The 26398-nt window shown below is 64.4% G+C and carries 22 protein-coding genes; 20 read left to right on the forward strand and 2 right to left on the reverse strand.

Translation table 11 applies throughout. The features are described from left to right. The first annotated feature begins 63 nt into the window (after positions 1-63). The 11 genes from HGEM_RS09310 to hisG all read left to right on the forward strand — a co-directional run bounded on the left by HGEM_RS09310 (position 64) and on the right by hisG (position 16795). Positions 64-1029, forward strand: a complete 966-nt coding sequence (locus HGEM_RS09310; protein WP_019129168.1) for a hypothetical protein — start codon at positions 64-66, stop codon at positions 1027-1029. Beyond that, positions 1016-1486: an SsrA-binding protein SmpB gene (gene smpB, locus HGEM_RS09315; protein WP_019129169.1), complete on the forward strand. Its 471-nt coding sequence runs from the start codon at positions 1016-1018 to the stop codon at positions 1484-1486. Before HGEM_RS09310 ends, smpB begins: the two co-directional genes overlap by 14 nt. Before the next feature lie 208 nt (positions 1487-1694). Then, the gene (locus tag HGEM_RS09320; protein ID WP_019129170.1) at positions 1695-2198 is read left to right on the forward strand and encodes a flavin reductase family protein; all 504 of its coding nucleotides are present in this window, start codon (positions 1695-1697) and stop codon (positions 2196-2198) included. A 276-nt stretch (positions 2199-2474) separates the two neighbouring features. Continuing rightward, positions 2475-2618 (forward strand): rubredoxin-like domain-containing protein, encoded by a 144-nt coding sequence (locus HGEM_RS09325; RefSeq protein WP_019129171.1) that lies wholly within the window; start codon positions 2475-2477, stop codon positions 2616-2618. A 639-nt stretch (positions 2619-3257) separates the two neighbouring features. Next, on the forward strand, positions 3258-4664 hold the full coding sequence (locus HGEM_RS09330) for an alpha-amylase family glycosyl hydrolase (protein WP_019129172.1): 1407 nt from the start codon (positions 3258-3260) through the stop codon (positions 4662-4664). Positions 4665-4935: 271 nt separating this feature from the next. Next, a complete protein-coding gene (gene recJ / locus HGEM_RS09335; protein WP_035101666.1) occupies positions 4936-8253 on the forward strand; it encodes a single-stranded-DNA-specific exonuclease RecJ in 3318 nt (1105 codons plus the stop codon). A gap of 26 nt (positions 8254-8279) precedes the next feature. Next, on the forward strand, positions 8280-10634 hold the full coding sequence (locus HGEM_RS09340) for a RelA/SpoT family protein (RefSeq protein ID WP_019129174.1): 2355 nt from the start codon (positions 8280-8282) through the stop codon (positions 10632-10634). 344 nt (positions 10635-10978) lie between these two features. After that, positions 10979-11650, forward strand: a complete 672-nt coding sequence (locus HGEM_RS09345) for an MBL fold metallo-hydrolase (protein WP_019129175.1) — start codon at positions 10979-10981, stop codon at positions 11648-11650. 120 nt (positions 11651-11770) lie between these two features. Beyond that, positions 11771-12637, forward strand: coding sequence for a class II fructose-1,6-bisphosphate aldolase (gene fba, locus HGEM_RS09350; protein WP_019129176.1), 867 nt, complete (start codon positions 11771-11773; stop codon positions 12635-12637). Positions 12638-12952: 315 nt separating this feature from the next. Then, positions 12953-14437 carry a transglutaminase-like domain-containing protein gene (locus HGEM_RS09355; protein ID WP_019129177.1) on the forward strand — a complete coding sequence of 495 codons (1485 nt, stop codon included), beginning with the start codon at positions 12953-12955 and terminating at the stop codon, positions 14435-14437. A 468-nt stretch (positions 14438-14905) separates the two neighbouring features. Next, the gene (gene hisG, locus HGEM_RS09360) at positions 14906-16795 is read left to right on the forward strand and encodes an ATP phosphoribosyltransferase (protein ID WP_019129178.1); all 1890 of its coding nucleotides are present in this window, start codon (positions 14906-14908) and stop codon (positions 16793-16795) included. Positions 16796-16840: 45 nt separating this feature from the next. Here the strand turns inward: hisG and HGEM_RS09365 are convergent, their stop codons facing one another. Next, entirely contained in the window at positions 16841-17986 is a 1146-nt protein-coding gene (locus HGEM_RS09365) for a Kelch repeat-containing protein (protein ID WP_019129179.1), read from the reverse strand. 548 nt (positions 17987-18534) lie between these two features. On the opposite strand from HGEM_RS09365, the gene hisD reads away from it, so the two are divergent. From hisD to HGEM_RS09410, 9 genes are all read left to right on the forward strand, one after another. Then, the gene (hisD, locus tag HGEM_RS09370; RefSeq protein ID WP_019129180.1) at positions 18535-20064 is read left to right on the forward strand and encodes a histidinol dehydrogenase; all 1530 of its coding nucleotides are present in this window, start codon (positions 18535-18537) and stop codon (positions 20062-20064) included. A 2-nt stretch (positions 20065-20066) separates the two neighbouring features. After that, complete coding sequence (gene hisC / locus HGEM_RS09375) at positions 20067-21182, forward strand: histidinol-phosphate transaminase (protein WP_019129181.1); 1116 nt, start codon at positions 20067-20069, stop codon at positions 21180-21182. After that, positions 21179-21874: an imidazoleglycerol-phosphate dehydratase HisB gene (gene hisB / locus HGEM_RS09380; RefSeq protein WP_019129182.1), complete on the forward strand. Its 696-nt coding sequence runs from the start codon at positions 21179-21181 to the stop codon at positions 21872-21874. Before hisC ends, hisB begins: the two co-directional genes overlap by 4 nt. 116 nt (positions 21875-21990) lie before the next feature. After that, a complete protein-coding gene (locus HGEM_RS09385) occupies positions 21991-22737 on the forward strand; it encodes an imidazole glycerol phosphate synthase subunit HisH (RefSeq protein ID WP_019129183.1) in 747 nt (248 codons plus the stop codon). Positions 22738-22769: 32 nt separating this feature from the next. Next, positions 22770-23516 carry a 1-(5-phosphoribosyl)-5-[(5-phosphoribosylamino)methylideneamino]imidazole-4-carboxamide isomerase gene (locus HGEM_RS09390; RefSeq protein ID WP_019129184.1) on the forward strand — a complete coding sequence of 249 codons (747 nt, stop codon included), beginning with the start codon at positions 22770-22772 and terminating at the stop codon, positions 23514-23516. Then, positions 23516-24298, forward strand: a complete 783-nt coding sequence (gene hisF / locus HGEM_RS09395; protein WP_019129185.1) for an imidazole glycerol phosphate synthase subunit HisF — start codon at positions 23516-23518, stop codon at positions 24296-24298. The genes HGEM_RS09390 and hisF overlap by 1 nt, the downstream gene beginning before the upstream one ends. 207 nt (positions 24299-24505) lie before the next feature. Beyond that, positions 24506-24832, forward strand: coding sequence for a phosphoribosyl-AMP cyclohydrolase (gene hisI, locus HGEM_RS09400; RefSeq protein WP_019129186.1), 327 nt, complete (start codon positions 24506-24508; stop codon positions 24830-24832). Positions 24833-25064: 232 nt separating this feature from the next. Next, on the forward strand, positions 25065-25382 hold the full coding sequence (gene hisE / locus HGEM_RS09405; RefSeq protein ID WP_019129187.1) for a phosphoribosyl-ATP diphosphatase: 318 nt from the start codon (positions 25065-25067) through the stop codon (positions 25380-25382). Positions 25383-25549: 167 nt separating this feature from the next. Then, a complete protein-coding gene (locus tag HGEM_RS09410) occupies positions 25550-25915 on the forward strand; it encodes an arsenate reductase family protein (RefSeq protein ID WP_019129188.1) in 366 nt (121 codons plus the stop codon). A 66-nt stretch (positions 25916-25981) separates the two neighbouring features. Here HGEM_RS09410 and HGEM_RS09415 read toward each other — a convergent pair whose 3' ends face one another. Then, positions 25982-26308, reverse strand: a complete 327-nt coding sequence (locus tag HGEM_RS09415) for a hypothetical protein (protein ID WP_019129189.1) — start codon at positions 26306-26308, stop codon at positions 25982-25984. Positions 26309-26398 lie beyond the last annotated feature (90 nt).

A 26398-nucleotide genomic window follows, 5' to 3' on the forward strand; every position in this document is an offset into this window, starting at 1 on the left:
GCGAAGCAGCGAGTACGCCGGGCGGCCGCATGCGCCGCTCGATGCAAGTTTTTTGGAGGACCAATGGACCTGTCCGTAAGCCTGGAGGACATCCAGCACGTAGAGAACTTCCTCGGTCAGGGAGATGTTGAGAGCGCCTTGCCCGCGCTTTTGGAGATGCGCGACGCCATCGAGGACTATGCGGAGCGCGTGTGCCGTGCGACCGACCATATTCAGTACTTCACGTTTTCCGATTCATTCGAGCTTCTGGCATATCGCCGGGTTGAGAAAGACCCGCGCACCATCCAGCAGGCGCCGATTCCGTTCGACCGGGTGTACTCGGACCTCGCCTTCGTCTATATCCAGCAGCAGGAGTACGCGCTCGCCCGCGATGCCCTCAAGCAGGCGGTGCGCTGGAATCCGATGAACTGCGCCTACCGGCTCGACCTTGCCGAGCTGTACCGCGTGCTCGGCGATGCGCGCGAGTGGGCGGCGCTCAACTACTCCGTGCTCGCGCGTGCGGCAGATGCCAAGCTCTTCGGGCGCGCGTGCGCGGGTCTGGGACTGTTCTTCCTCGATAAGGATGAGAAGATGCTCGCCTCGGGGTTCGCGCGCCGCGCGGCGGCGTATGCTCCCGGCGAGCGGCAGACGCTCTCCCTCATGCAGCGCCTCATGACCGAAGCTCCGGAGGAGGCAAATGCGAGCGAGGAAGAGGCGGCCCGCGCCCTCGAAGAGCAGGGCTTCGAAGCCGATCCGAACGCCGAGATCGCTATCTGCCTGCTCATGTGCGCTACCGATGCCGCGCAGGAGGGCGACCGCAACGAGGCGACTCGATACACCCTGCGCGCCCGCGACCTGGTTGGCGAGGATGCGGCAAAGGCGCTCATCCAGCTGATTCGTGAAACGGACGCGGAGCTGGCGGCGGAGCATTCCGGTGACAACGCGCCGGCTAGCGAGGGCGAGGTCGTTGATGCCGTGATGGCGGCGAGCGCGCAGGCGGGCCCTGCGGCAGCGGAAAACGAGGATGGAGGCCCCGATGCCGAGTCGTAGGGAGCGGAAGCTCATCGCGAAGAACCGTTCCGCGCACCATGAGTATTTCATCGAGGAAACCTATGAATGCGGCGTGGAGCTCTCGGGCACCGAGGTCAAAAGCCTGCGCGAGCGAGGCTGCCAGATCAGCGACACCTTCGCGCTCATTCGAGGTGGCGAATGCTGGCTCATGGGCGCTCACATCCACCCGTACAGCCATGGCTCGATTTTCAACCGCGACCCCGATCGCCGACGCAAGCTCTTGCTGCATCGCAAGGAGATCGACCATCTTGACCAGAAGCTGCGCACGCGCGGTTACGCGCTCGTCCCCCTCGAGCTCTACTTCAACGACCAGGGGCGCGTGAAACTCATGCTGGGGCTCGGCCGCGGCAAGAAGCTCTATGACAAGCGCGAGGACATGGCAAAGCGCGACATGCAACGCGAGATCGAGCGCGCCCTCAAGGAGCGTAGCCGCTAGCGGGCCTTGGACGCGCCGCGTTGTGGGTACGGTGTGGGCCGCCTGCTGCGCTCGGAAAAAGCGCGTGCGCAGGCTGCGCGCGGGCAAAGTGTGCGCGCCTCCTGCGCGCAGGCCGCTGGCCGAATCATCCCTCCACGGTTGTGCTGCGGGCCTTAGACTGGTGCGAAGGGGCACGTTGTCCGTGCCCCGTTACACGAGAGGGGCATGTATGGATTTGACCGCTTTCTTCACGATGACGTCCGGGCTCTATGTGGTGTCCGCCGAGGCAGATGGCCAGAAGGCGGGATGCGTGATCAATACGGCCGTGCAGGTCACGGCAACGCCGCCGAGGATTTCGGTGGCGGTCAACAAGGAAAACGTCACCGCCGGCGTGATTGCCAAGGCGGGTGCGTTCACGGTGACGGCTATCGATCAAACGGCCGACATGCCCTACATCGGGAACTTCGGGTTCCGCACGAGCGCAGATTACGACAAGTTTGAGAAGTACGGCTGCGAGACCTCTGCGGTGGGGAGCCCGTATTCCCCGCAGCACGCCTGCGCGCTTTTCGCGTGCAACCTTGTTGAGACGGTGGATGTTGGCACGCACTTCTTGTTCATCGGTGACGTGGTGGATGCCGAGCGCCTTTCGAGTGAAGAGCCGCTTACCTATGGTTACTACCATGCCGTGCTCAAGGGCAAGACGCCGCCCAAGGCTTCGTCATATCAGGGATAGGCGGATACGAGGAGTTTCATAGGCTTTTGGGCGAGATTGCGCCAAGCGGTGCGCGGTCCTTGCTCCGCGTGATCGGCTGCTGGCACATCCCGCCGCCGGCGTGCTTGCGTGCCCGCTTGCTCATGCGCCTGTGCCGGACCATCGGTATGCCATCAATCGAATAACATTTTGGTATTCGGATGAGTTCTCAAAAACGGGTATGCAGATGGGCCCTGCGGGTTATACTCGCAATACGCCGGCACGAAGTACACCGGCCCGATGAAAGGATGGATTCACATGAGCGACGAGAAGAAGACCTATAAGTTCGTGTGTGTTGTGTGCGGTTACGAGGTCGAGGTCGATACCCCCGAGCTCCCCGAGGACTACGTCTGCCCCGTGTGCGGCGTCGGTCCGGATCAGTTTGAGCTGGTCGAGGAGTAGCAGCTCGCAACAGCTTGCATGCGAATGGGAGGCCGGGGCCAAGCTCCGGCCTCTTTTCTGTTGGGGGCCTCTATTTATGAAGTGCGAGGCACCTCCCGCGCCGAGGCGCGGGTCGTTGCCTGTTCCGCTGTTGCCCACTGCGCGGATGGCACCACAACCGGCTCGCTGTACGGGCGTACGGGCGGGATACACGGTGCGAGGAGCCCGCTGGGCAGCTTGGTTTCAACTTTTGGGCACTTCTTGAGGGGGACGCTGAGTAGCGACTCACTGAGCACCCCTTGTTTCCTGGGCTTTTGTTCGTTCTATTGTCCGTGCTACTCAGCTTCATGCGCTCGAAGTGCCCAAAAGTTGCTTTCGCCTGAGCGTGTTGTCCCAAAATCGCCCGTCAAAACCCGAGTGACCCTCGGTGGCCCTCTCTTTGCGTCCGGCAACCACGAGCCGGAGTTGGCTGCCCTCCCCTTGCGTCCTGCGAAGCGTGCTCTTCCGCTGGTGCCTCGCCCGTCGATGATGCATAATTGACATATTGTCAAATCAGGCCGTCCTGGTTGCGGGACGAAGTCGCTCGCCGCCATGGTTCCCGACGGCATAGGGCGAAATCCTGCCGCCATATCCCATGAGGCGATTGTAAGGAGTGCGGACATGTGGGCATATGAGAGCACGTTCTACCAGATTTACCCGCTCGGATTCTGCGGTGCGCCGCGCGAGAACGATGGCGTCTGCGTTTCGCGCATCGGGCGCGTGGCCAGCTGGGCGAGCTATCTTGAGGAGCTCGGTGTTGGCGCAGTGCTCCTGAACCCGGTTTTCGAGTCCTCTGCGCACGGCTACGACACGCGCGACCTCACGACGGTCGACTGCCGCCTTGGTACGAACGACGATCTCGCTGCGGTGGTCGCAGAGCTCCATGCCCACGGCATCCGTGTGGTGCTCGACGCCGTGTTCAACCATGTGGGGCGCGAGTTCTGGGCGTTTCGAGACGTGCGCGAGCATGGGTGGGATTCCGCCTATCGCGATTGGTTCATTACGAACTTCGATGGCGACTCCGCCTATGGAGATGGCTTCTGGTACGAGGGCTGGGAGGGTCATTTCGAGCTGGTGAAGCTCAACCTCCGCAATCCCCAGGTGGTCGACCACCTCATCCAGTGCGTGCGCACCTGGCGTGAGGAGTTCGGCATCGACGGGCTGCGTCTCGATGTGGCCTACTCGCTCGATCACGATTTCATTCGGAGGCTGCGCGAGGTCGCGAACGAGCTTTCGGCAACGCCCGTAGCCGGCGGCGTTCCAGGCGATGCGTCGTTCGTGCTCATCGGCGAGACACTCCACGGCGACTACAGCCAGATCGTGAACGATTCCATGCTGCATTCCTGCACCAACTACGAGTGCTACAAAGGGCTGTATTCGAGCTTTAACTCCCACAACATGTTCGAGATTGCCCATTCGCTGCACCGTCAGTTCGGCGGGGACCCGTGGTGCATCTACCGAGGGCTGCACCTGCTGTCGTTCGCCGACAACCACGACGTTTCGCGCCTGGCAAGCATCTTGAGCGATCCGGGCTGCATTCGGCCAGCATACGGGCTGCTGTTTGGCATGCCGGGCATCCCATGCGTGTATTACGGGAGCGAGTGGGGCCAAGAAGGGCAGAAGGGCGGCGGTGACGATTGGGCCCTGCGCCCCGCCTTCGACGAGCCCGCGCCCAACGAGCTTACGGCGTGGGTCGGCCGCCTTATCGGCGCGCGCACCGGCCGTGACGAGCGGGGCGCGCTCGCGCCCGGTGCCCGTGCGCTCTGCTACGGAAGCTATCGCAACGTGCAGATTGCAAGCGAGCAGCTGCTGTTCGAGCGCGTGGCGGAGGGCTGGGACGGTCAGCCCGGCGAGCGCGTGCTCGTTGCCGTGAACGCTTCCGGGCAGCCGGCTTCGGTGCAAGCCGGTGAGCTTAACGGCAGCTTCCGCGACCTCTTAGCGGACGGCGCCTCGGCGGCCGGCGCGGTTGCGCTGAGCGGTGTACTCGAGCTCGTTCCGTACGAGACGCGCTATCTGCTCGCATGCTGAGCATGGTACATCCTGCCGGCTAGGTTCCATCGTTTCGGGCACTGCGCTTCTCGCGCGAGCATGTCCGCACGGCGCGTATAATGATGGGCGAACAGCAGCTCGGCCTGCCGCAGCGGGCCACTTCCATAAGGACGTTCGCCATGAACCGCATAGCACACGTGCGGCGGTCGCTCTATAGCGGCCCTCGCGCCCTTCATCTTCATCCGCTTCGCCGCTTGCCCCAGCGCATCGTTGCCCGGGCGGCATGCGATGTTTGGACGAGGTGATCGCTGTGGCATCGCTTACCACCACGCATCGCTGGGTCGTCGCCCACCAGGATCCGCGCCTCGCCGACGAGCTCTCCTGCGGGCTCGGTATCGCCCCGCTCGTGGCGCGCATCATGGTCGCGCACGGCATCTCGTCGGTCGAAGAGGGCCGGCGCTTCCTCACGCCTTCTCTTGAGCGCGACTGGGCGGATCCCCTCGTTATTCCCGGCATGGCCGAGGTGGCCGACCGCGTCGAGCGCGCCATCCGGGAAGAGGAGGTCATCGCGGTCTTCGGTGATTTCGATGTCGACGGCATTACCTCGACGTGCCTGCTCACCGAGGCGCTCCGTGCGCTCGGGGCGAAGGTTCATCCCTTCATCCCGCACCGCTTCGACGAGGGGTATGGCTTGAGCGAGGTGGCCCTTGAGCGCGTGATCGATGCCTGCCATCCATCGCTTGTCGTGACGGTGGATAACGGCATCGCCGCGAAGAACGAGGTCGCCTTCTTGCAGGAGCGCGGCATAGACCTCGTGGTGACCGACCATCATGAGCCCTCGGACATGGTGCCCGAGGGTGTGCCGCTCACCGACCCCAAACTCGATTCCTACGGTCCCTCGCATGAGCTTGCGGGCGCCGGCGTCGCGCTCAAGCTCGTGCAGGTGCTGGGCGGCCGCTTGGGCCGGCCAGACCTGTGGCACGGCCTGCTCGAGGTGGCCGCGCTCGGAACTGTTTCTGACATGATGACGCTCACCCCCGAGAACCGCGCGCTCGTGGCCGCGGGCATCGACCAGATGCGCAACACGACGCGCCCGGGGTATGTGGCGCTCGCCAGCATGAGCAAGACGGACCTCTCCACGGTCACCGCCGACTCGCTCTCGTTCTCTCTCATACCGCGTCTTAACGCCGCCGGGCGCATGGCGGACCCCACGCTCGCGCTCGACTTGCTGCTCGCGCGCGATCCCATCGAGGCCGGGCGCCTCGCAGCCGAGCTCGAAGAGATCAACCAGGAACGGCGGTCCATCGAGGCAGCCCTTGCCGACGAGGCATTCGAGCGCGTTGAGAGCACCTATGCCGGCGGCCGCGTGGTGGTCGTGGGGGGAGAGGGCTGGCACGAGGGCGTGAAGGGCATCGTGGCGAGCCGTATCGTCAACCGCTACCATGTGCCGGCGCTCCTCTTCTCGATCGAGGACGGCGTTGCGCGCGGGTCTGGCCGCTCGGTGGGCACGGTCAACCTCTTCGAGGCCGTTGAGCGCTGCTCCGATTTGCTCACCCGCTTTGGCGGGCATGCGGGCGCCGTGGGCGTGACGCTTCCCGCCGACCGGCTGGACGATCTCCGCGACCGGCTCGACGCTGTGCTCTCGGAGCTCCCGTCCGAGGCCTTCGAGGACACGGGCGAGATCGCCACGACGGTGCGCCTTTCGGAGCTCGATATCGAGACGATCGAGCAAGTTTCGCTTCTCGAGCCCTTCGGCCAGGGCAACAAGGTGCCGCTCCTTGCAGCAACGGGTGTGACCATGGCCGATCGCTTCTGCGTGGGAAAAACCGGCGACCATATGCGCTTCACGGCGACAGATGGTGCTGCGAGCGTGGCGGCGATCATGTTCCGCGTCCCCGAGATCGATACCGTGTGCGCCTGCGATTCGGTGGTCGACCTCGTGTTCGAGGCGGTTGCCGAGCATTGGCAGGGTCGGGTGAAGCCCAAGCTCATGGTGAAGGATATTCTCTGCCACGCGCCGGGCGATGCCGATGCACGGGCCCAGGCGAGCACGGATCCAGCCCGCGATTCTTCGTCGGAGGCAACGCCGAAGAAGGAACCATCCGGCATGGAGGCCTCTACCGCCCGGCAAGGCGCCGCGCGCCGCGCCCTTCTTGCACAGCTGCCCTATGATGAGCTCACGCGCTCGCTCCTGCACGCCTTTATCGGGGCCTCTGCGCCGCACCGCGCCCAGAGCGATGCGCTTGAGGCGCTCGGGCAAGGCATGAACACGCTCGCTGTCATGGGCACGGGACGGGGGAAGTCGCTCATCTTCCAGGTGCATGCCGTCCGCGAGGCGGTGGTCAACCGCCGTGCAAGCGTGCTCGTGTACCCGCTTCGCGCGCTCGTGGCCGATCAAGCCTTCCACCTCATCGCAGCCTGCACCGCCCTCGGCGTTCGCGCGGCGGTGCTCACGGGAGAGTCGCTCCAGCCCGCGCGCGACCGAGCGTTCGCCGAGCTCGCGGCTGGATCGCTCGACATCGTGCTCACCACGCCGGAGTTTCTCGCCATCCACGCGGAGCGTTTCGCCCAGTCTGGGCGCGTGGGCTTCGTCGTGGTGGACGAAGCGCATCATGCCGCCCGGGCTAGGTCGGGCGAGCGGAGCGTATACCTTGAGCTTCCGCATGTGCTCGAGCGTCTGGGCAGCCCGACGGTCCTTGCCGTGACCGCGACGGCCGATGCTCGCGCAGCGGACGAGATTTGCCGGCTTTTTGATACCAGTCGTGTGGTCGTTGATAAGACCATCCGTGAGAACCTCGAGCTCGAGGACGACCGCGACCTCTCGGCCCGCGAGAACCGCCTCGTTTCCATCGTGGCGGCGGGGGAGAAGACCGTGGTCTATGTCAACTCGCGTGACCAAGCGGCCCAGCTCGCGCGCACGCTTCGCAAACGCGTGCCCGAGCTCGCCCATGCCATCGCGTTCTACCATGCGGGCCTCTCGCGCGAGGACCGCACCCGCATCGAGGAGGCATTCCGCGCCGGCACGCTTGAGTGCATCGTGTCTACCTCGGCGTTCGGCGAGGGCGTGAACCTGCCCGACATCCGGCACGTGGTGCTCTACCACATGCCGTTCTCCGCTACCGAGTTCAACCAGATGAGCGGCCGCGCAGGCCGTGACGGCGAGCCGGCTACCGTGCACCTGCTGTATTCCGCGCGCGACGCGCGCATCAACGAGCGCATGCTCGATGCCGCGGCGCCCGAGCGCGAGGAGCTCGTGACCATCTACCGAGCGCTTCAGACCATGTGGCGGTCGCATCGCGGAAAGACGGGCGAGGAGAGCTTCTCGGCCACAGACCTCGACATCTCGAGCATGTGCCTCGCCATCGACGCGCGCACCCCGGTTGATGAGCGGGCCGTCAAGAGCGGCATCGCAATTTTCGAGGAGCTGGGTTTCGCCCGAGTCGAGGGCTTCGACGACGCGCGCCGCATCGAGATGAGCGAGAGGCCCGGGCACATGTCGCTCACGAGCTCGACGCGATATCTCGAGGGGCTCCGCACGCGTCTCGCGTTTACAACATTCCGCGGCTGGGCGCTCGATGCCCCGGCTCATGATATGCTTGCACGAGTGAACCGTCCTATCACGCCATAGGGCTGGAGCTGAGGTTAGGGGTCGATATGGATGCTGCAACCCGCGCGGCGCACGACGCGTCGCTCACATCGTTCTCGCAGATGGTGCACTACACCAAGGCGGACGACCTTCCGCAGGAGATCTGTGCCGACAACTACGACCGCTTAGCGCAGCTCTCCAGCAAGTACATGAGCCCCGAGGATTGCGCGAAGGTCGAGCACGCATACTGCTTCGCTGCGGAGAAGCATTCTGCCCAGAAGCGTCGCTCGGGAGAGCTCTATATCAACCATCCCGTTGAGGTCGCCATCATTCTGGCCGAGCTCAACATGGATTGCGACGTGGTCTGTGCGGCGCTCCTGCATGACACGGTCGAGGACACCGAGGTCTCGCTCGCCGACGTGACGAGCCTGTTCGGCGAGACGGTTGCCGGGCTCGTGGACGGCGTGACGAAGCTCACCAACATCGAGGTGAGCAGCATGGACGAGAAGCAGGCGCTCAACCTCCGCAAGATGTTCCTCGCCATGTCGCGCGACATCCGCGTCATCATCGTGAAGCTCGCCGACCGCCTGCACAACATGCGCACGCTTGCGGCGCTGCGCGAGGACCGCAGGCTCTTCAAGGCGCGCGAGACGATGGACGTGTATGCGCCGCTCGCCGACCGCCTGGGCATGAGCTCCATCAAGTGGGAGCTCGAGGACCTCTCCTTCTTCTACCTCGAGCCCGAGGCGTATCAGCGTATCGCGCGCATGGTGGCCGAGAGCCGCGAGGTGCGCGAGCGCTACCTGGCGGAGACCATCAAGACGCTCACGGACGAGCTCAAGCGCGTGGGGCTCCAGGGCTTCCAGATCAACGGGCGCTCCAAGCACTACTGGTCCATCTACCAGAAGATGAAGCGCAAGGGCAAGGAGTTCAGCGAGATCTACGACCTCGTGGCGCTGCGCGTGATCTGCCAGTCGGTGGGCGATTGCTACTCTGCGCTCGGTGCGGTCCACTCGCTCTGGCACCCCATGCCGGGGCGCTTCAAGGACTACATCGCCATGCCCAAGCTCAATAACTACCAGAGCCTGCATACGACGGTCATCGGCCCCACGGCGCGCCCGCTCGAGATCCAGATCCGCACGTTCGAGATGCATGAGCAGGCGGAGTACGGCATCGCGGCGCACTGGCTCTACAAGAAGTCGGGCGGCTCGAGCGCGGCGAAGACGGCGGAGGCCCAGCGCCTGGACGACCAGATCAACATGCTCAAGCATTCGCTCGATTGGGCTGCTTCCGACGAGATCGAAGATCCCAAGGAGTTCTTGGATACCCTCAAGGTCGATCTTTTCGACCAGGAGATTTACGTCTTCACGCCCAAGGGCGACGTCATGAGCCTACGTGCCGGGGCAACCCCGCTCGATTTTGCCTACTCCGTTCACACCGAGGTAGGCAATCATTGCGTGGGTGCCAAGGTGAATGGCGTGGTGACGCCGCTCGCCCACGAGCTCGTCATGGGCGATCGGGTGGAGATCCTCACCAACAAGAACGCGAAGCCTTCGCGCGACTGGCTGAACATCGTGAAGACGCCCTCGGCGCGTTCGAAGATCAAGCGTTACTTCACCGCCGTGACCAAAGACGACGATGCTGCGGCCGGCCGCGACATCCTTTCCAAGGAGCTTCGCAAGCGCGGTTACGGCATCTCTACGGCCCGCTCTACCCGGGCGCTCCATACCGTGTGCGAGCAGCTCAACTATCGCCAGCTCGAAGACCTGTTTGCCGCCATCGGCTCGGGCAAGGTGGCCTGTCGCATGGTGGGGAACCGCGTGGAGCAGATTCTCGATCCCAAGCCGGAGGCCCCCGCAAAGACCGAAGCGGAGCAGCAGGCGGCGGCGCAGCCCGCGCGCGGTTCGAACCGCCGGCCGCGCGGCCCCAGGCGCGTTAGCTCGGGCGTCATCGTGAAGGGCGAATCGAGCGACGGCCTCCTCGTGCGCCTGGCCCATTGCTGCAACCCTGTGGCGGGCGACGACATCGTGGGCTTCATCACCCGCGGTCGCGGCGTCTCGGTGCACCGGGCGAATTGCCCCAACGTGAAGGGGCTCATGGAGCACCCGGAGCGCATGATCGAAGTTGGCTGGGATACCCAGGCGGACGCGCTCTTCCAGGTGGAGATCGTGGTCGAGTGCCTCGACCGCATGGGGCTCTTGAAGGACGTGACGATCGCGATCGGCGATGCGGGGGCGAATATCCTTTCGGCGAGCACCTCGACTTCGCGCGATGGCATGGCGGTGCTGCGTTTCTTGGTCGAGATTTCCGATGCGAGCGGCCTTGATCCGTTGCTCGCGGCGATCAGCCAGGTCGAAAGCGTCTACGATGCGCGCCGTCTCATGCCTGGCGAGGGCGGCGCCACCATGAAACGCAGGAGCTGATGAGTGGCTAACGAGCCGTACGGGCTTGGTCGGATGCCGGCCCAGCGGTGGGCGCTTGGATGAGCATCCGCGCCGGGCGGGATTCGGACATGGCCGGCGTTCTCGGGCGGGATTTGGACACGCGTGTACGTTTCCGGGCGACATCCGGACACGTCGGGCATTCTCGGGCCGTTTTTCGCCATAATTGAGGCTCTGAGCGTACCGATTCCGCCCGAGAACGCGGTGATTGTCCAAAAGCTGCCCGAGAACGCGACGGCTGTCCGGAAGTGGCCCAAGAACGCGGCGAGCGTCCGATTCTTGCCCGAGAACTCGGGGAATCGCGAAAGAGAACGGAGCTGGTTCATATGCACCTGGAATGCGTGGTCAATGGACCCATCGAAACGAATACGTATTTTGTTGTCGCGGGCGACGAGGCTCTCGTGATCGACCCCGCCTGGGAGGGCGAGAAGCTGGCGCGCGATTTTGCGGAACGTCACGAAGGCGTCCGCATCGCGGGCATCGTGTGCACCCATGGACATGCCGACCATGTGGGCGGAGTCGCGGGTATGCGTCGCGTGCTGGGTGGCGAATGCCCCTTCATGCTCCCTGCCGACGACGTGGATATGGTGGCCGAGAGCATTGAGCGCCAGCGCGCGTGGGGCATTGAGACGGAACATCCTGGCGTTCCGACCCGGTTACTGCATGAGGGCGATACGGTCGCGGTCGGCGACGTCGCGTTCACGGTCATCGCGACGCCCGGCCATACGCCTGGCGGTATCGTGCTCTATGCGGAGCATCCCGGCGCAACGGAGGACGACGAGCGGGGAGTGGGCGCCCCTATAGCATTCGTGGGCGATACGCTCTTTCCGGGGAGCCATGGCCGCACCGATCTTGCCGGTGGAAGCGAAGAGACCATCCTTGCTTCCCTTGCCAAGATGGCGCGCATGCTCCCGCCCGAAACGACCTGCTTCATCGGCCACGGCCCGTCGACCACCATCGCCCGCGAGCTCGCAGTGAATCCATTCATGCAGGGATAGCCACAAAGGGCTCGCGAGGGCGTTCGGCGCGACGTCTTTCATGTGTCGATGAGCGCCACGGATTAATCGGTGAGTGGTATCCTATGTGTGTCTTAGACCAGTCCATTTTTGGAGGTTCATATGCTCGTCAATGCAGCTGACATGCTCAAGAAGGCTGAGGCCGGACATTATGCTCTCGGTGCCTTCAACACCAACAACCTGGAGTGGACGCTCGCTCTTCTCCAGGCTGCTGAAGAGGCCAAGAGCCCGCTGATCATTCAGTGCACCGCTGGTGCTGCCAAGTGGATGGGCGGCTTCAAGGTCTGCGCCGATATGGTGAAGGCTGCCGTCGAGGCTACCGGCGTGACCGTTCCTGTGGCGCTCCACCTCGATCACGGTTCCTATGAGGACTGCTTCAAGGCTATCGAGGCCGGCTTCACCTCCATCATGTATGACGGCTCCCACGAGGAGACCTTCCAGCTCAACCTCGACCGCACCAAGGAGCTCGTGGAGCTCGCCCACTCCAAGGGCATCTCCATCGAGGCTGAGGTCGGCGGCATCGGCGGCACCGAGGACGGCGTGACCTCCAACGGCGAGCTCGCTGATCCCAACGAGTGCAAGCAGATCGCCGAGCTCGGCGTCGATTTCCTTGCCTGCGGCATCGGCAACATCCACGGCGTGTATCCCGAGGATTGGGCCGGCCTCTCCTTCGAGCGCCTGTCCGAGATCAAGGCCGAGGTGGGCGATCTTCCGCTCGTGCTCCACGGTGGTTCCGGCATCCCGGAGGACCAGATCAAGAAGGCCATCTCCATGGGCGTCTCCAAGATCAACGTGAACACCGACCTGCAGCTCGTCTTTGCTGCTGCCACGCGCAAGTACGTCGAGGCCGGCAAGGACCTCGAGGGCAAGGGCTTCGACCCGCGCAAGCTGCTCAAGCCCGGCCGTGACGCCATCGTCGAGAAGACCAAGGCCCTCATGGAGGAGTTCGGCTCGGTGAATCAGGCGTAAGCCAACAAGGGGTGCACTCCCTACGGAAGCCCCGGCTTCCTCCTTCGCTGGTCCTCGCAGCTCGGCAAAGCCGAGCTGCTGCGGAAGCGCTCAGGAGGAAGCCGGGGCTTCCTGCGTTTACTCGCTTGTGGGCGGGGGTGTGGGGACGCAAGGGGCTTGGGCCCTCGGCGCTGCGCGCCATCGGGAGTGCGTGGGGCCGGGCGCATCGCTGCACTCGCGTGTGCAGGGGGCGATGAGCGCGTCGCTGCGCTCGCGCGTGCGCGTGATACCATGGGGAGCGATTCGCAAGGGTTTTCTGGCAGAAAGGGTGTCGCTATGGACCGGGTGCTTGCGTCGATGAAGGACGAGGGCGTGTTCGCCGCGCGCGCTGCGTGGAGTGACTGCCTTGGCGAGCAGGCGCTGAGCGCGGATGCCGAGTGCCTGGATATACCGCTTCCTTCTGACGTGGTTCGGCTTAAGGAGGCAGGGCGGCTTCGTGATGCGGCTCGCGCCTGCCGCGCGGCCCTCGACCGCGCCGAGGTGCCCGAGATGGCGGCCCGCTTGCGCCTAGAGCTCTACCGCCTCGCGCGACTCGGTTCGCAGTACTGCGTGACCGAAGAGGAGGCGCTGAAGCAGCTCTCTAAGGAATGCCCCGGCATCTCATACGACGATCTTGAGCGCTTGAAGGCCGCGGGGCGCATCGATTGGCGCATCATCGAGGGAGAGGTGCGCTACCTGCCTTCTGTCATCGATGGCTTGCGTGCATATGCCGCGGAGGTGCCCGGACTTGCCCCTGCGGTGCGCGACCAGGCTCCGCGCCGGGCTTTGCGTGCCGAGATGGCACGGGTGGGCGGCGCCTCGCGTCGCATTACCGTTCGCGCATCGATGGAGGTCACGGATGCCGCGCCGGAAGAGACGGTGCGCATCTGGCTTCCCCTTGCCGTAGATGCCGCCCAACAGCGTTCGGTCGAGGTGCTCGAGGTGAGCCCGGGTGCCCGCATTTCGGCTTCGGATGCGCAAGTGCGAACCGCATATTGGGAATTCGCAGGTCCCGGTGTGCGCTCTATCACATACCGCTATCGCATCGATGCGCCCTATATCGATCTTTGGAGTGCCGAGGGCATCGAGGCCGCGCGTGCAGCATACGAATCGGGTGTCGCCGCTCCGTTGCCCGCCCCGACCGAGAACGACCTCGTCGAGTTGCCGCCGCACGTGCGCTTTTCGCCGATCGTCGATGCCGTGGCCCGCCATATTCGCCAGCAAGCCTCGAGCGATGACCCGCTTGAGGTGGCGCGTGCCGTCTACCTCTGGGTGACGGGCAACGTCGACTACCGCTATCAGCCTGCGTATCTCTATCTTGATGGCATCGTGGACTACGCGCTCTCCGGTTTGCGCGGCGACTGCGGTGTGATGGCCCTTGTGTTTGTCACGCTCTGCCGAAGGCTAGGCATTCCGGCGCGGTGGCAGAGCGGTCTGTATAGCGCCCCCGACGATATCGGCCCTCACGATTGGGCGCTTTTCTATACACCTTCCACCGGCTGGGCCTGGGCGGATTGCTCGTTCGGCTCTTCTTCCCGTCGCATGGGCGATGAGGAGCGTCGCCGGTTCTTCTTCGGTAACCTTGACCCATGGCGCACGGTCCTTTGCCAGCGCTACCAGGCCGTCTTCGATCCCGTTGGCCCTGGAGTTCGCATCGACCCATACGACAACCAGATCGGCGAGGCGACCGTGGGTGGGCGGAGCGTCGACGCCGGCTCGTACGTGCGCTCGGTCGAGTTGCTCGGCATGGAAGAGCTGCCCTGGGAAGATAGCGCGGTGTAACGCCTGGTTCCCTTGGCACGGGGGGTTCTGCATGGTTTTGGGCGGCTCGGAGCTCTCATCCAGGCGTTGTGCGCGCTTTTCTCAAGCTATGTTTGCCCTCGTTGCAACTTTTGGGCACTTTGGGACGGTGTTGCCAAGTAGCCAAGGGAATCGTATCGACAAAATGCCTGGTAGCGGCCTTCTGCTTCGTTGGTCTACTCGGCGGTCTTGCGTCGAAGTGCCCAAAAGTTGAAATGGCATGCCGCCGGTTGGAACAATCGCAGTGTCGAAGCCGCTCTAGCTCGATTCCGAGCGCGCGGGCGTGAGATAGCCGGCTGGGTCGTTACGTTCACGTGCCCCCGTGTTGACCTTTTGTTTTCCAAGCGGATACTCCAGTGTGGTAAAGTACAGCGACTGGTGATACACATGGACGATGCGCGAGTGCGGCGTGAAGGCCGCACGCGAGCACGATGAGAGGGGCTTGAGCTCATGAAGACGACACCGTGGGGATTCCGGGACATCTTGCCGGAGGAGGCCCAGGCGCGCGAGGAGATCGCGCAGACGGTTGCCGGGTGCTTCAAATCCCATGGATATCTGCCGGTCGAGACACCGCTGCTCGAAGACAAGAGCTCGCTCGATCGCGGCGGCCGCATCACCGATACCCCGTTCAAGCTGTTTGACGACGACGGGCGCCTGCTCGTGGTGCGCCCCGATAACACGCTTCCCATCGTGCGCTTGGTCTCAACGCGCTTGCGGGATGCCGCGCTGCCGCTTCGTCTGCGTTACGAGGCTCCGCTCGTGCGCGCGCAGCCGCGCAACTCCGGTGCGGCACGCCAGTTCACGCAGTTGGGCTTCGAGCTCATCGGAGAGGGCGGCGATGCGGGCGATGTTGAGATGGTCTCGCTGGTGATCGAATCCCTGCAGGCCCTGGGTCTTACCTCGTGGCGTATCGTGTTCGGGAGCGTTCGCCCGTTCATGGAGCTTCTCGCCCGCTGCGGGGATGCGTCGCTCTCGAGCGACGTGCTTTCGCTCGTGCACGCGAACAACCTTGTCGACCTTGATACGCGTCTTGCCCAGAGCTCCATCGGCGAGCCGCTTCGCAGGGCCATCTCCGAACTTCCGCGGCTGCACGGGGGCATCGAGGCGCTCGACCGCGTTGACGAGCTTGCTGTGCTGGCGGGAATCGAGGAGCCTTTGACTGGAGAGCTCAGAGCGCTTGTGCAACGCTTGGAACAGCGCTTCACCAAGGCTGGAGAGGGTGCTGGCGCGGCACCTGATGCCGTGGGTGCGCAGGCGGGCAAAGCCGGCTCAACGCTGTCTAGCTCGGAGGCCCCATTCGGCTTGGACGGCGCGCTTTCCTTCGATTTCTCGATCATGAATTCCTTCGATTACTACACGGGCCTCGTGCTCAAGGTCTATGCCGGCAACCTGCCCGATCCCGTTGGTACGGGCGGTCGCTACGACTCGGCGTTTGATGGAGTGTTTCCCGAGCTCGACCGCGTGCCGGCAGCGGGCTTCGCCTTCTCGCTCGAGCGGCTGGAGGGTGCGTGCACGGCAAGCGAGGACGCGCGAGACGCAAGCGCCGACCACGCCGTGGCCCGCGCCATGGAGGAGCCCTTGCGCATCGCGGTCCCCAAGGGATCGCTCAATGCCGGAACCATCGCCGCGCTTGAGGCCGTAGGGCTCGACGTATCGGGCCTGCGCGATCCGGGGCGCCATCTCATCATCCATGCTCGCGATCTGCGTGGCGAGGTGGCGGGCGGCGAGATCCCCGAGGGAGGCAGGACGGCCGGTTCGGAACCCGAAGGCGAGGGTGCCAGCGCGTCCGCGCGGCTGGCGGGGCCGTCTATAGGCGATGTGGAGTTCATCATCGTGCGCGCTACAGATGCCCCCGCTTTCGTGGCGGGCGGCGGGGCCGATTGCGGCTTCTGCGGCCGCGATTCCCTTATCGAGGCGGACCTCGGCCTTCTCGAGCTCGTCGACATGCACTACGGCGCCTGCCGCTTCATCGAGGCCGAGCCTGCAGACCGAACGGGCGCGGCCGACCGCGCCTATGCGCGCCGCGGGTGCCTTCGCGTGGCCACCAAGTACCCGCGCATCGCGAGCGCGTGGTACGAGAGCCGGGGCATCGCGGCAGACATCGTGACGCTTCACGGAAACATCGAGCTCGGGCCCATTGTGGGCATGACCGACCGCATCGTGGACATCACGGCCACGGGCACCACGCTTCGCGAGAACAATCTCGTTATCACAGGCGAGCTCATGGAGTGCACGGCACGGTTCTTCGTGAATCCCGGCCGTGCTCGCCTGGATGCACGCGTGCGCATGCTCGCTGATCGGCTTGCAGCGTATGCAGCTGCCCGCGGGCGGCGCGGGTAACACGTTGCCCGCGGGCGGGGCGTTGAACCCCTGTGTTGAGCTGCCCTATCCTTCGGGGGCGAAGGTGTACTGGAAGAGGGTTTCGCCCTCGGGTGAGACCACGTAGGCGCGGTCGCCGACGTTGATGAGCAGGCGGCTGTCGAAACCGTAGAACTGGAATGACGAGTTATGGGTGTTGTAGGGCTCAGGATAATCGAACGGCACCTCTTCGTTCGTCGCGAGGTCGATGCGCGTGAAGGTATAGTTCACATCCAGGCTTCTCTCCCCCGGGGAACCATAGGCGTAGAGGTAGCCACCTGCCGCGCCCAGGAGATGGTTTGAACTCACGTGCACGGGCTCCCCGCCTGCTTCGAGCTTGAAGATGCCGGGCTGTCCGTTCAGCCCGGCGTCGAAATAGATCGCGTCGTCGATGGCGACGATGCGGTTGACGCTCGTCAGGCCGGAGCTGCTGTCGAGGAGCGTCTCCGCGGCTAGCGAGGCGAGGTCGAAACGTTCGATCGCGGGGTCGTCAGCGCCGCCCGCGGCGCACCAGATGGCGTCCTCAGTGAATGCGTACGTTGGAAGCGAGCGCACGGTGCTCCAGAGCTCGCGCTCGTCGCTGCCGTCCAGGGCGGTCGAGAAAACCGTGGCACCGTTGTCGTCGTAGTGGCTATCGGCGAAAAAGACGCGCCCGCCGATGACGGCGAGCACGAGGTCGAGGCCCGATGCGGAGTCTTCGGGGAAGGAACGGATGCCCTCGGTATCGAGGCTGTCGGTATCCATGCGAAATATGGTATCGGCATTCCGCCCGTCGACATTGCACCCGGCGAAATAGAGGGCGCCGCCGGTGGCGCAGAGGTCATTGGCCGTATGGAAGTCGTCGCCCTCCCATACCCGCTCGAGTTTGGAGCCGTCGGGGCGCAGGCGATAGATGCCCGCCCCGCCGCAGATGTAGTCCCAGTACCCGTCGGTGGTCGCAAAGCCCTGGGAGAGTGCGCAGTTGGCGCTGATTGCCGCCTCGCTCAGCGGCTCACCATCTTCCATGATAGCGAGTTGCTCGGGCGTGAGCTCGCTCTCTTGAGGCTCGGGCTCTTCGATGCTCTCGGTATCCTCTTCGACGGGCTCCGGCGGCTGCGAACCGCAGCCTGCAAGCGCTGTCATGCCCATAAACATCCCGGCACCCACAAGACCTCGACGCGTGATGGCTTCCATAATGACCCCCTAACCCTCGAGCTGAGATCGGGGCGTGCGGCCCAATCTGCCCTGAGTATACGATAGCTGGGATACAAAAAAGCTCTAGCGCGGCACTGGGGTGCCGAACGTCGCCTCAGCGTCCGCCAGCGTGGGGATGGAGGCCTGGGCACCTGCTGTCTGCACGGCGAGAGCGGCAGCTCCGGTTGCCCAGCGTTCCGCATCGATGGGGCTGGCGCGCCACGTGTCGCTGCAGGGGCGCCCCTATAGGTGTCGCCGGCAGCGGTGGTGTTCGCCTCCTCGGTGACGTCGATAGAGTAGGCGAGCATGTCGGAGAGGCAGGCGCTCGCGACGGTGCCGTTCGCGGCGCGGTCCCCTTTATCGGCGTGCCCGCTTGGTAATGAGACAGTTGTGCCGGGTCAAACTGTCTCACCTGCCGATGTGCAGATTGTTTCCATTCAGCACCCGCAACGTCCCGTTTTGTGGATGAAACTTTACCATGCTAAAGTGTACGGGAATATTCACGGCGCACGCGGGGGCGGGCGCCTTTTGCGCTGATTGGAAGTAGCATGAAGACTATCACCCTGGCACCCGGCGAGTGCCTTCGCGCGGGGCAGCTCATTCGCAAGGGCGTGTTGCCCGACGCTGTCGTTGCCTCGGCGCGCTCCATCGTGGAGGATGTGCGCCAGCGCGGCGACGATGCCCTGCGTGGCTATTCGAAGCAGTTCGATGGCGTCGAGCTCGAGGGGCTGCGCCTGCCCCAGGAGGCGCTGGAGCGTGCGCTCGAGCTCGTGAGTCCAAGCTTCCGCGCCGCGCTCGAGAAGGCGGCGGCGCAGATCCGCGCGTTTCACGAGCGCGAGGTCGAGCAATCGTGGTTCACGACGCGCGCCGACGGCACGATGCTGGGCGTCAAGGTGACGCCCATGGCTGCTGCCGGTGTCTACGTGCCGGGCGGCCGTGCGCAGTACCCCTCCACGGTGCTCATGAACATCATTCCGGCCAAGGTCGCCGGCGTGGAGCGCATCGTGATGGTGACGCCCCCGCAGAACGACCCGCAGATGAGCGAGACCGGGGGCATCTCGCCCCAGACGCTCGCTGCAGCGCGCATCGCAGGCGTGGACGAGATCTATACCGTGGGAGGCGCCCAGGCCATCGCCGCGCTCGCCTACGGCACCGAGAGCATCGAAAAAGTCGATGTCATCACTGGTCCCGGTAACGCCTACGTGGCCGCGGCCAAGCAGCTCGTCTCGGGCGATGTGGGAATCGATATGGTCGCTGGTCCATCCGAGGTCTGCGTGCTCGCCGATGCCACCGCCGAGCCTGCCGTGGTCGCAGCCGATCTCATGGCTCAGGCAGAGCACGATCCGCTTGCCGCCTGCTATCTCATCACCTGCGACGCCGCTTTTGCGGCAGAGGTCGAGCGCGCCATCGAGCTCTTCGTGGCGCAGAGCCCTCGCGAGGAGATCACGCGCGCTTCGCTCGACAACGAGGGGACCATCGTCATCGCCCCGAACATAGCCACGGCGGTCGACGCGGTGAACACGGTGGCGCCGGAGCACCTTGAGCTTCACTGCGAGGATGCTCTCGGGCTTCTGGGCGGTATCCGTAACGCGGGCGCGATCTTCGTGGGGGCCTGGAGTTCCGAGCCGCTTGGCGACTATGTGGCCGGTCCTAATCACACGCTGCCTACGGGCGGTACCGCCCTCTTCTCGAGCCCGCTTTCGGTCGACGATTTCGTCAAGCGCTCGTCGGTCGTATGCTATACGCCCGCTGGTCTGCTCAGCGACGCACCTGCGACGCAGACGCTCGCCGAGGGTGAGGGCCTCTGGGCGCATGCCCTTTCCGTGGGGCTTCGTCGCCGCAAGCTGGAATGCGGCGTGGCATCCGTGGGGCTCGATGCGCTTGCCGCTGTGGACCTCACGCAGGTTGCCTGGCCCGAGGACGATGCCCGGACCGTTGCCGCCGGGCTGGCCGATGCGGCCACGGTTGCCGATGCGGCCGCGGGCGCGGTTGCCGGCGCGGGCGATGACGCCAGCGCCGCCACCAGCGCTTCCGCGACGAGCTCCGGGGCTTCCGATTTCGCTCGGGAAGGGGAGTAGCCATGGCCCAGCTCTCTCCCGCCATGCGGGCACTCGTCCAGCCGCATCTCGTGGATATCGAGCCGTACGACCCCAAGTTCACGCCCACGAGCATCAACCTTTCGGCTAACGAAAACACCTATCCGCTGCCTGCGGGCGTGCGCGATGCCATCGACGCCGCCCTCGCCTCGACACCGCTCAACCGCTACCCAGATCCGCTTTCCGGCGAGCTCCGTGCCGAGCTTGCTCGCTGGCATGGCCTGGATCCCGAGCAGGTCTGCGTGGGCAACGGGGGCGACGAGCTGCTCTTCAACGTGCTGCTCGCCTTCGGGGGGCGCAGGAGCGCACTCGTTACCTGCCCGCCCGATTTTAGCGAGTACGCGTTCTTTGCCTCGCTCGTCGAGACCGAAACGCTATCCGTCGCTCGTGATCCCGAGTCTTTCGCGCCCCGGGTAGATGACCTCGTGCGCGCGGCGCAGACGGCGAACCTCGTTATCGTGACTTCGCCGAACAACCCTACTGGCGACCTCTTCCCGCTCGATGCGGTGGAGCGCCTCTGCGATGCCTGCCCGGGCATCGTGCTCGTTGACGAGGCATATGGGGAGTTCGCAGACGAGGGCACCTCGGCAGTGCCGCTTCTCGCGCGCCATGGGAATCTCGTCGTGCTCAAAACGCTGTCGAAGGCGTTCGGCGCGGCGGGCATTCGCTGCGGCTACGTGCTCGCGGCTCCCGACGTCATCGAGGTGTTCTCGGCGGTGCGTCAGATTTATTCGGTGAACGTGCTCACGCAGGCGACTGCGCTGGCGGCGGTGCGAGCTCGCGACGTCTACGCGCCCGTGGTGGCCCAGATCCGCGCCGAGCGCGAGCGGCTGCGCGCGGCGCTTTCCAGCCTGCTCGCCCGAACCGCGCCCGAGCCGCTCGGGCGCGTCTGGCCGAGCCAAGGGAATTTCCTCCTCGTTCGCGTGCCAGAGGCGGGAAACGTGCGCGAGCGGCTGCGGGACGAGTATTCTATTCTGGTGCGTGACTTCAGCTACGCCCCCGGGCTCTCGAATTGCCTGCGCATCACCGTGGGTACTCCCGAGGAAAACGATGCGGTTCTTGCCGCGCTCACCGAGCTCTTGGAGGAGGATGCCTCATGACCATCTACAAGAAGCAGCCGCGCGACCTCAAAACGACCTCCACTGCCACGGCCGCCGAAAGCGCGGCGCGTACGAGCGCCGGTCTCGACGAGCTCTTCTCGGCGAGCGCGCGCACGGCAACGGTCCAGCGCGTGACGGGCGAGACGGATATCACGCTCACGCTCACGCTCGATGGTACCGGTTCTTGCGATATCAATACGGGGGTGCCGTTCTTCGACCATATGCTGAACGCGTTTGGCCGTCACGGGCTCTTCGATCTTAAGGTTGAGGCTCTGGGCGATACCGAGGTCGATGCGCACCATACCGTCGAAGACACGGGCATCGTGCTCGGTCGTGCCTTCGCCCAGGCACTCGGCGACAAGGCGCGCATCACGCGCTTCGCCGATGTTGCCATCCCGATGGACGAGACGCTCGTCATGGCGGCAGTCGATATCTCTGGCCGTGGCCAGGCGTATTGCGACCTTCCGCTTCCCACCGAGCGCGTGGGCACGTTTGACACCGAGCTGGCGGTGGAGTTCTTCTACGCCTTTGCGCGCGATGCCGGTGTGACGCTTCATGTGCGCGAGCTTGCGGGCGCGAACTCGCATCACATCATAGAGGCCGCCTTCAAGGCCGTCGGGCGCGCTATGCGCCATGCCTGCGAGTACGACGCGCGCGTGCGCGGCATCCCTTCCACCAAGGGCTCGCTGTAGAGGCTGCGCGTGATTCGCACATGAAGCGCCGACACCCGGTGTTCACGTTTCACATGAAACGCCAACACCCGGTGTCTACGTTTCATCTCTACGTTTGATCGTTTGAAGGAGAAGTCATGGCGAACGCCCCCACGATAGCCGTTATCGATTACCACAAGGGAAACCTGTCGTCCGTGGCACGCGGATTGGCACGCGCGGGCGCCGAGGCGCTCGTGACCGACGATCCCGCGCAGATCCGTACGGCAGATGCCCTCGTGCTACCGGGCGTCGGCTCGTTTTACGATGCGATTGCGTTCATGCACGAGTCGGGCCAGGACGAGGCGGTGCTCGATGCGGTTCGCGGCGGAGCGGGCGTGCCGTTTTTGGGAATCTGCCTCGGGCTCCAGCTGCTCTTCGAGCGCGGAGGCGAAGGCGTTCCCACGGATGGCGCCGCAGTTGAATCAGCCGATCCGTACGGGGCGGGCCTTGCCCCGGGCACGGTCTTCGAGGCCGAGGGCCGCCGTTGGGTGCGGGGGCTGGGACTGGTGCACGGCTCGTGCACCGTTTTGCCCTCGCGGCGCCTCAAGGTGCCGCACGTGGGCTGGGACCAGGTCCATCTGACGCATTCCGGGTCGAGGCATCCGCTGCTCCAGGGTTTCGCCGAGGGCACGAACGTCTACTTCACCCACTCCTATGCGGTGGAAACCGATATCGATTCCTCCGATGCCGTCGCGCTGACGCACTACGCCCGGAACTTCGCTTCCGTCGTGTGCCGCGGCAACCTTTACGGCTGCCAGTTTCATCCTGAGAAATCGTCGGCGCACGGGCATCAGATTCTCGAGAACTTCGTCGAGCTGGCGAGGTTATCAAAGGGGCTGGAGTAATCCAACAATCCGTTTTACCTGCGGAGGTGAACATGATTCTCTTTCCTGCAATCGACCTTATCGCCGGCAAGGTGGTGCGCCTTGAGCGCGGCGACCGGGAGCATATGAAGGTGTACAGCGACGATCCCGCTACCGTGGCGCGCTCGTTTGCGGAGCAGGGCGCAACATGGGCGCACGTCGTCGATCTTTCCGCTGCGCTCGAGGAGGACGAAGAGGCGCGCGAGGCTAATACCCGTGCCATCGAGGCGATCTGCGCGGTCGAGGGCCTCTCGGTGGATATCGGTGGCGGCGTTCGCTCGCTTGCGCGCATCGATGAGCTCGCGGCGCTCGGCTGCAAGCGTATCGCGCTCGGTACGGTCCTGGTGCGCGAGCCGGGGTTTGCCGAGGTGGCGGCTCGTGCGTTCGGAGGCCTGCTGGTTGCCGATGTGGCCGCGCGCGATGGAGAGGTGAAGGTGAACGGCTGGCGCGAGGGCGTGTCGCGCAGCGTCGAAGACGTGGTGGGAGAGCTTTCGAGCCTTGGATTCAAGCATCTCGTATTCACTGATATCGCGCGCGATGGCATGCAGACGGGCATCGATGCCGAAGCGTACCGGCGCGTGGCGCAGGTCGCCGGGTTTCCCGTCGTGGCGTCGGGAGGCATCTCGTCGCTCGACGATATCCGCGCGCTCGCGGCGGCGGGTCCAGAGGCAATAGAGGGCGCTATCACGGGGCGGGCGTTGTATGAGGGGGCCTTCAGCCTGGCCGAGGCCCTCGTTGCCGCCGAGGGAGGGGAGGCTTGATGCTTACCAAACGCGTCATACCCTGTTTGGATGTGAAAAACGGACGCGTGGTGAAGGGCGTGAACTTCGTAGCGCTTCGCGATGCCGGAGACCCAGTAGAGCTCGCTGCGGCATACGACCGCGAGGGCGCCGACGAGGTGATTTTCCTCGATATCACGGCGACGAGCGATAACCGCGCGACTACGATCGACATGGCGGCCCATGCGGCGGAGGAGCTCTCCATACCGTATACGGTGGGCGGCGGTTTTCGTGACCTCGCTGGCATGCGCCAGATGGTCGCGGCCGGTGCCGACAAGGTGTCGCTCAACTCGGCGGCGGTGAAGGATCCTTCGCTTCTCACCCAAGCTGCCGCTGCGTTCGGCAGTCAAGCCGTCATCTGTGCTATCGATGCGAAGCGCGTGGGCGAGCCGGGCGCACCGGGAGCGGATCGCTGGGAGGTTTACACCGCAGGCGGGCGCACGCCGACGGGCATCGATGCCGTGGCGTGGGCGGAGGAGGCGGCGCGCCGCGGCGCCGGAGAGATCCTGCTCACCAGCATGGATCGAGACGGCACCAAGGAGGGGTTCGACCTCGCGCTCACGCGGGCTGTGGCACGTGCGGTGCCCATTCCCGTGATCGCGTCCGGCGGTGTGGGAACGCTCGAGCACTTCGCGGAGGGAATCATCGAAGGGGAGGCCGACGCGGTCCTCGCGGCGAGCGTGTTCCATTTCGGTACGTTCAGCATCCGTGAGGTGAAAGAGTACATGGCGGCTCAGGGCATCCCCGTGCGGCTCGATTTCTAGCGCCACGGGGCATGCAGGCGTGACAGTTGTGCCGGGTCAAACTGTCTCATTTTTGAGTCAAAACGGGACGGGTTCGTTTTGACTCATTTTTGACTCATGTGCGGAACAGCGTGCTAGATTCCCCCGGCACCGCTGCCGCGCGGTCTCACTGATCGCACATACCCCGTCCCATTTCGACCATCTTGACTCGCGCAAAAGGAGCTCAAAATGACCATCGATGATCTGACCTTCGACGACCGCGGACTCATTCCGGCAGTGGTGCAGCAGTACGACACCGGCGAGGTGCTCATGGTGGCGTGGATGAATGCCGAATCGCTGCGCCTCACGCAGGAGACGGGGACCACGTGGTTCTGGAGTCGCAGCCGCCAGGAGCTCTGGAACAAGGGTGCCACGAGCGGCAACATGCAGCAGGTCAAGGAAATTCTCGCGGACTGCGACGCGGACACCCTCCTCGTCAAGGTCGACTCGCCCGGTCCCGCCTGTCACACCGGCAACCGCACCTGTTTTTTCCAGCATCTCGGTAGCGCAGAATAGCGTTTTCAACTTTTGGGCACTTTATTGGGGACGATGCGAGTAGCGGGCAATCTGGTTGCGCAAGCGCGCAGGTAATCGAGGCGGTCAGTTCAAGGCTATATGAGTGACTCGTGTTCGAGTGCCCAAAAGTTGAAATCTGTTCTGCGGATCAATGGATTTGCCGACGTTTGCGCGCGGGAAGAACGGGCTTAGCGGGGCGCGCAGGTGTTCAACGCGGATTTGGAGGATAAACATGGGAGAGAGAACGGCAAATGTCGTGCCTGGAGATATCGGCGTCACGATGAAGGGCTTGGCCGAGGTCATTCACGGCCGTCGCGAGGCATCGCCCGAGACGAGCTATACCGCGCGTCTCCTCACGGGGCCGGAGGACAAGCTGCTGAAGAAGGTCGCAGAGGAAGCGACCGAAGTCGTTATGGCGTGCAAGGACGACGACCACGACCATATTCGCTACGAGGCAGCGGATCTCGTCTACCATCTGCTGGTCACGCTCGAGCGCTACGGTGTCACCATCGAGGAACTCGCTGGCGAGCTCGACGCACGCCATCGGTAGGAGCGCTGTCCGCTCTGCATGCGCGACACGCAAGCGCATCGCTTGCTTTCCTGGCACGTGCTCGCCTCCGCCCATCCGTATGACATCATTTGCATGCTCCGGGGTACAATCGGGCTGGAACATCGGGCGGCCGATGGATGTCGGCGCGATTAGGAGGAGCGGTGCTCATGGCAACCGAGGTGCTTTTTATTGAATATCCCAAGTGCTCGACGTGCAGGAAGGCCAAGAAGTGGCTGGACGATCATGGCATGAGCTACATCGATCGCCATATCGTGGAGGACAATCCGCAGGCAGCCGAGATAGCCGATTGGCAGGAGCGGTCCGGCCTACCGCTGCGGCGCTTTTTCAACACGAGCGGCATGAAGTATCGCGAGCTCGGTGTGAAGGCCAAGCTCGATGCGGGAATGTCCGATGAGGACGCCCGCGCCTTGTTGGCAACGGATGGCATGTTGGTCAAGCGTCCGATCGTTGTAGCGGGCGATACCGTGCTCGTGGGATTTCGCGAGGCCGCATGGGAAGCGGCGCTCCTGTAGCCTGCGGCCGAGCGTGTTCACACGTCTGCGCCATGAGACAGTTTCTCCTGGCACAACTGTCTCATGTTAGGAGAGCAGGCTATTCATCTGCTGCATCTGATACATCACGATGCTGACCACGACGACGCAGACGACCAAGCAGAGTGCGCTGATGATGATGCCGACCGTTGCGGCCCAGCGATACGGGGCACGACGCTTGCGCGCGAGAACCCCGCATACGATGCTCGTGATGACGAGCACGACGCCGACCGGCCAATTGATGTAATAGCCGATTGCCGCGCCCGCAATGCTGGCAACGAGCGAGATGATGGGGAGGGCTGGGCCGGGCGTGCGATGGAACTGCTCGGAGTCTTTCGCCTCGTCGATTTGATTCGCATCGAAGTGCTCGCTCATATCATGCTCCCAACTGGTTGTTCGTTGCCGCTGCAGGTCGCAGGCGGTTCGGTGCCCTCTCTGCGCGCTGATACCCGATTATACGGCAGC

Origin of the sequence: Enorma massiliensis phI (assembly GCF_000311845.1) — a bacterium.
Taxonomy (GTDB): domain Bacteria; phylum Actinomycetota; class Coriobacteriia; order Coriobacteriales; family Coriobacteriaceae; genus Enorma; species Enorma massiliensis.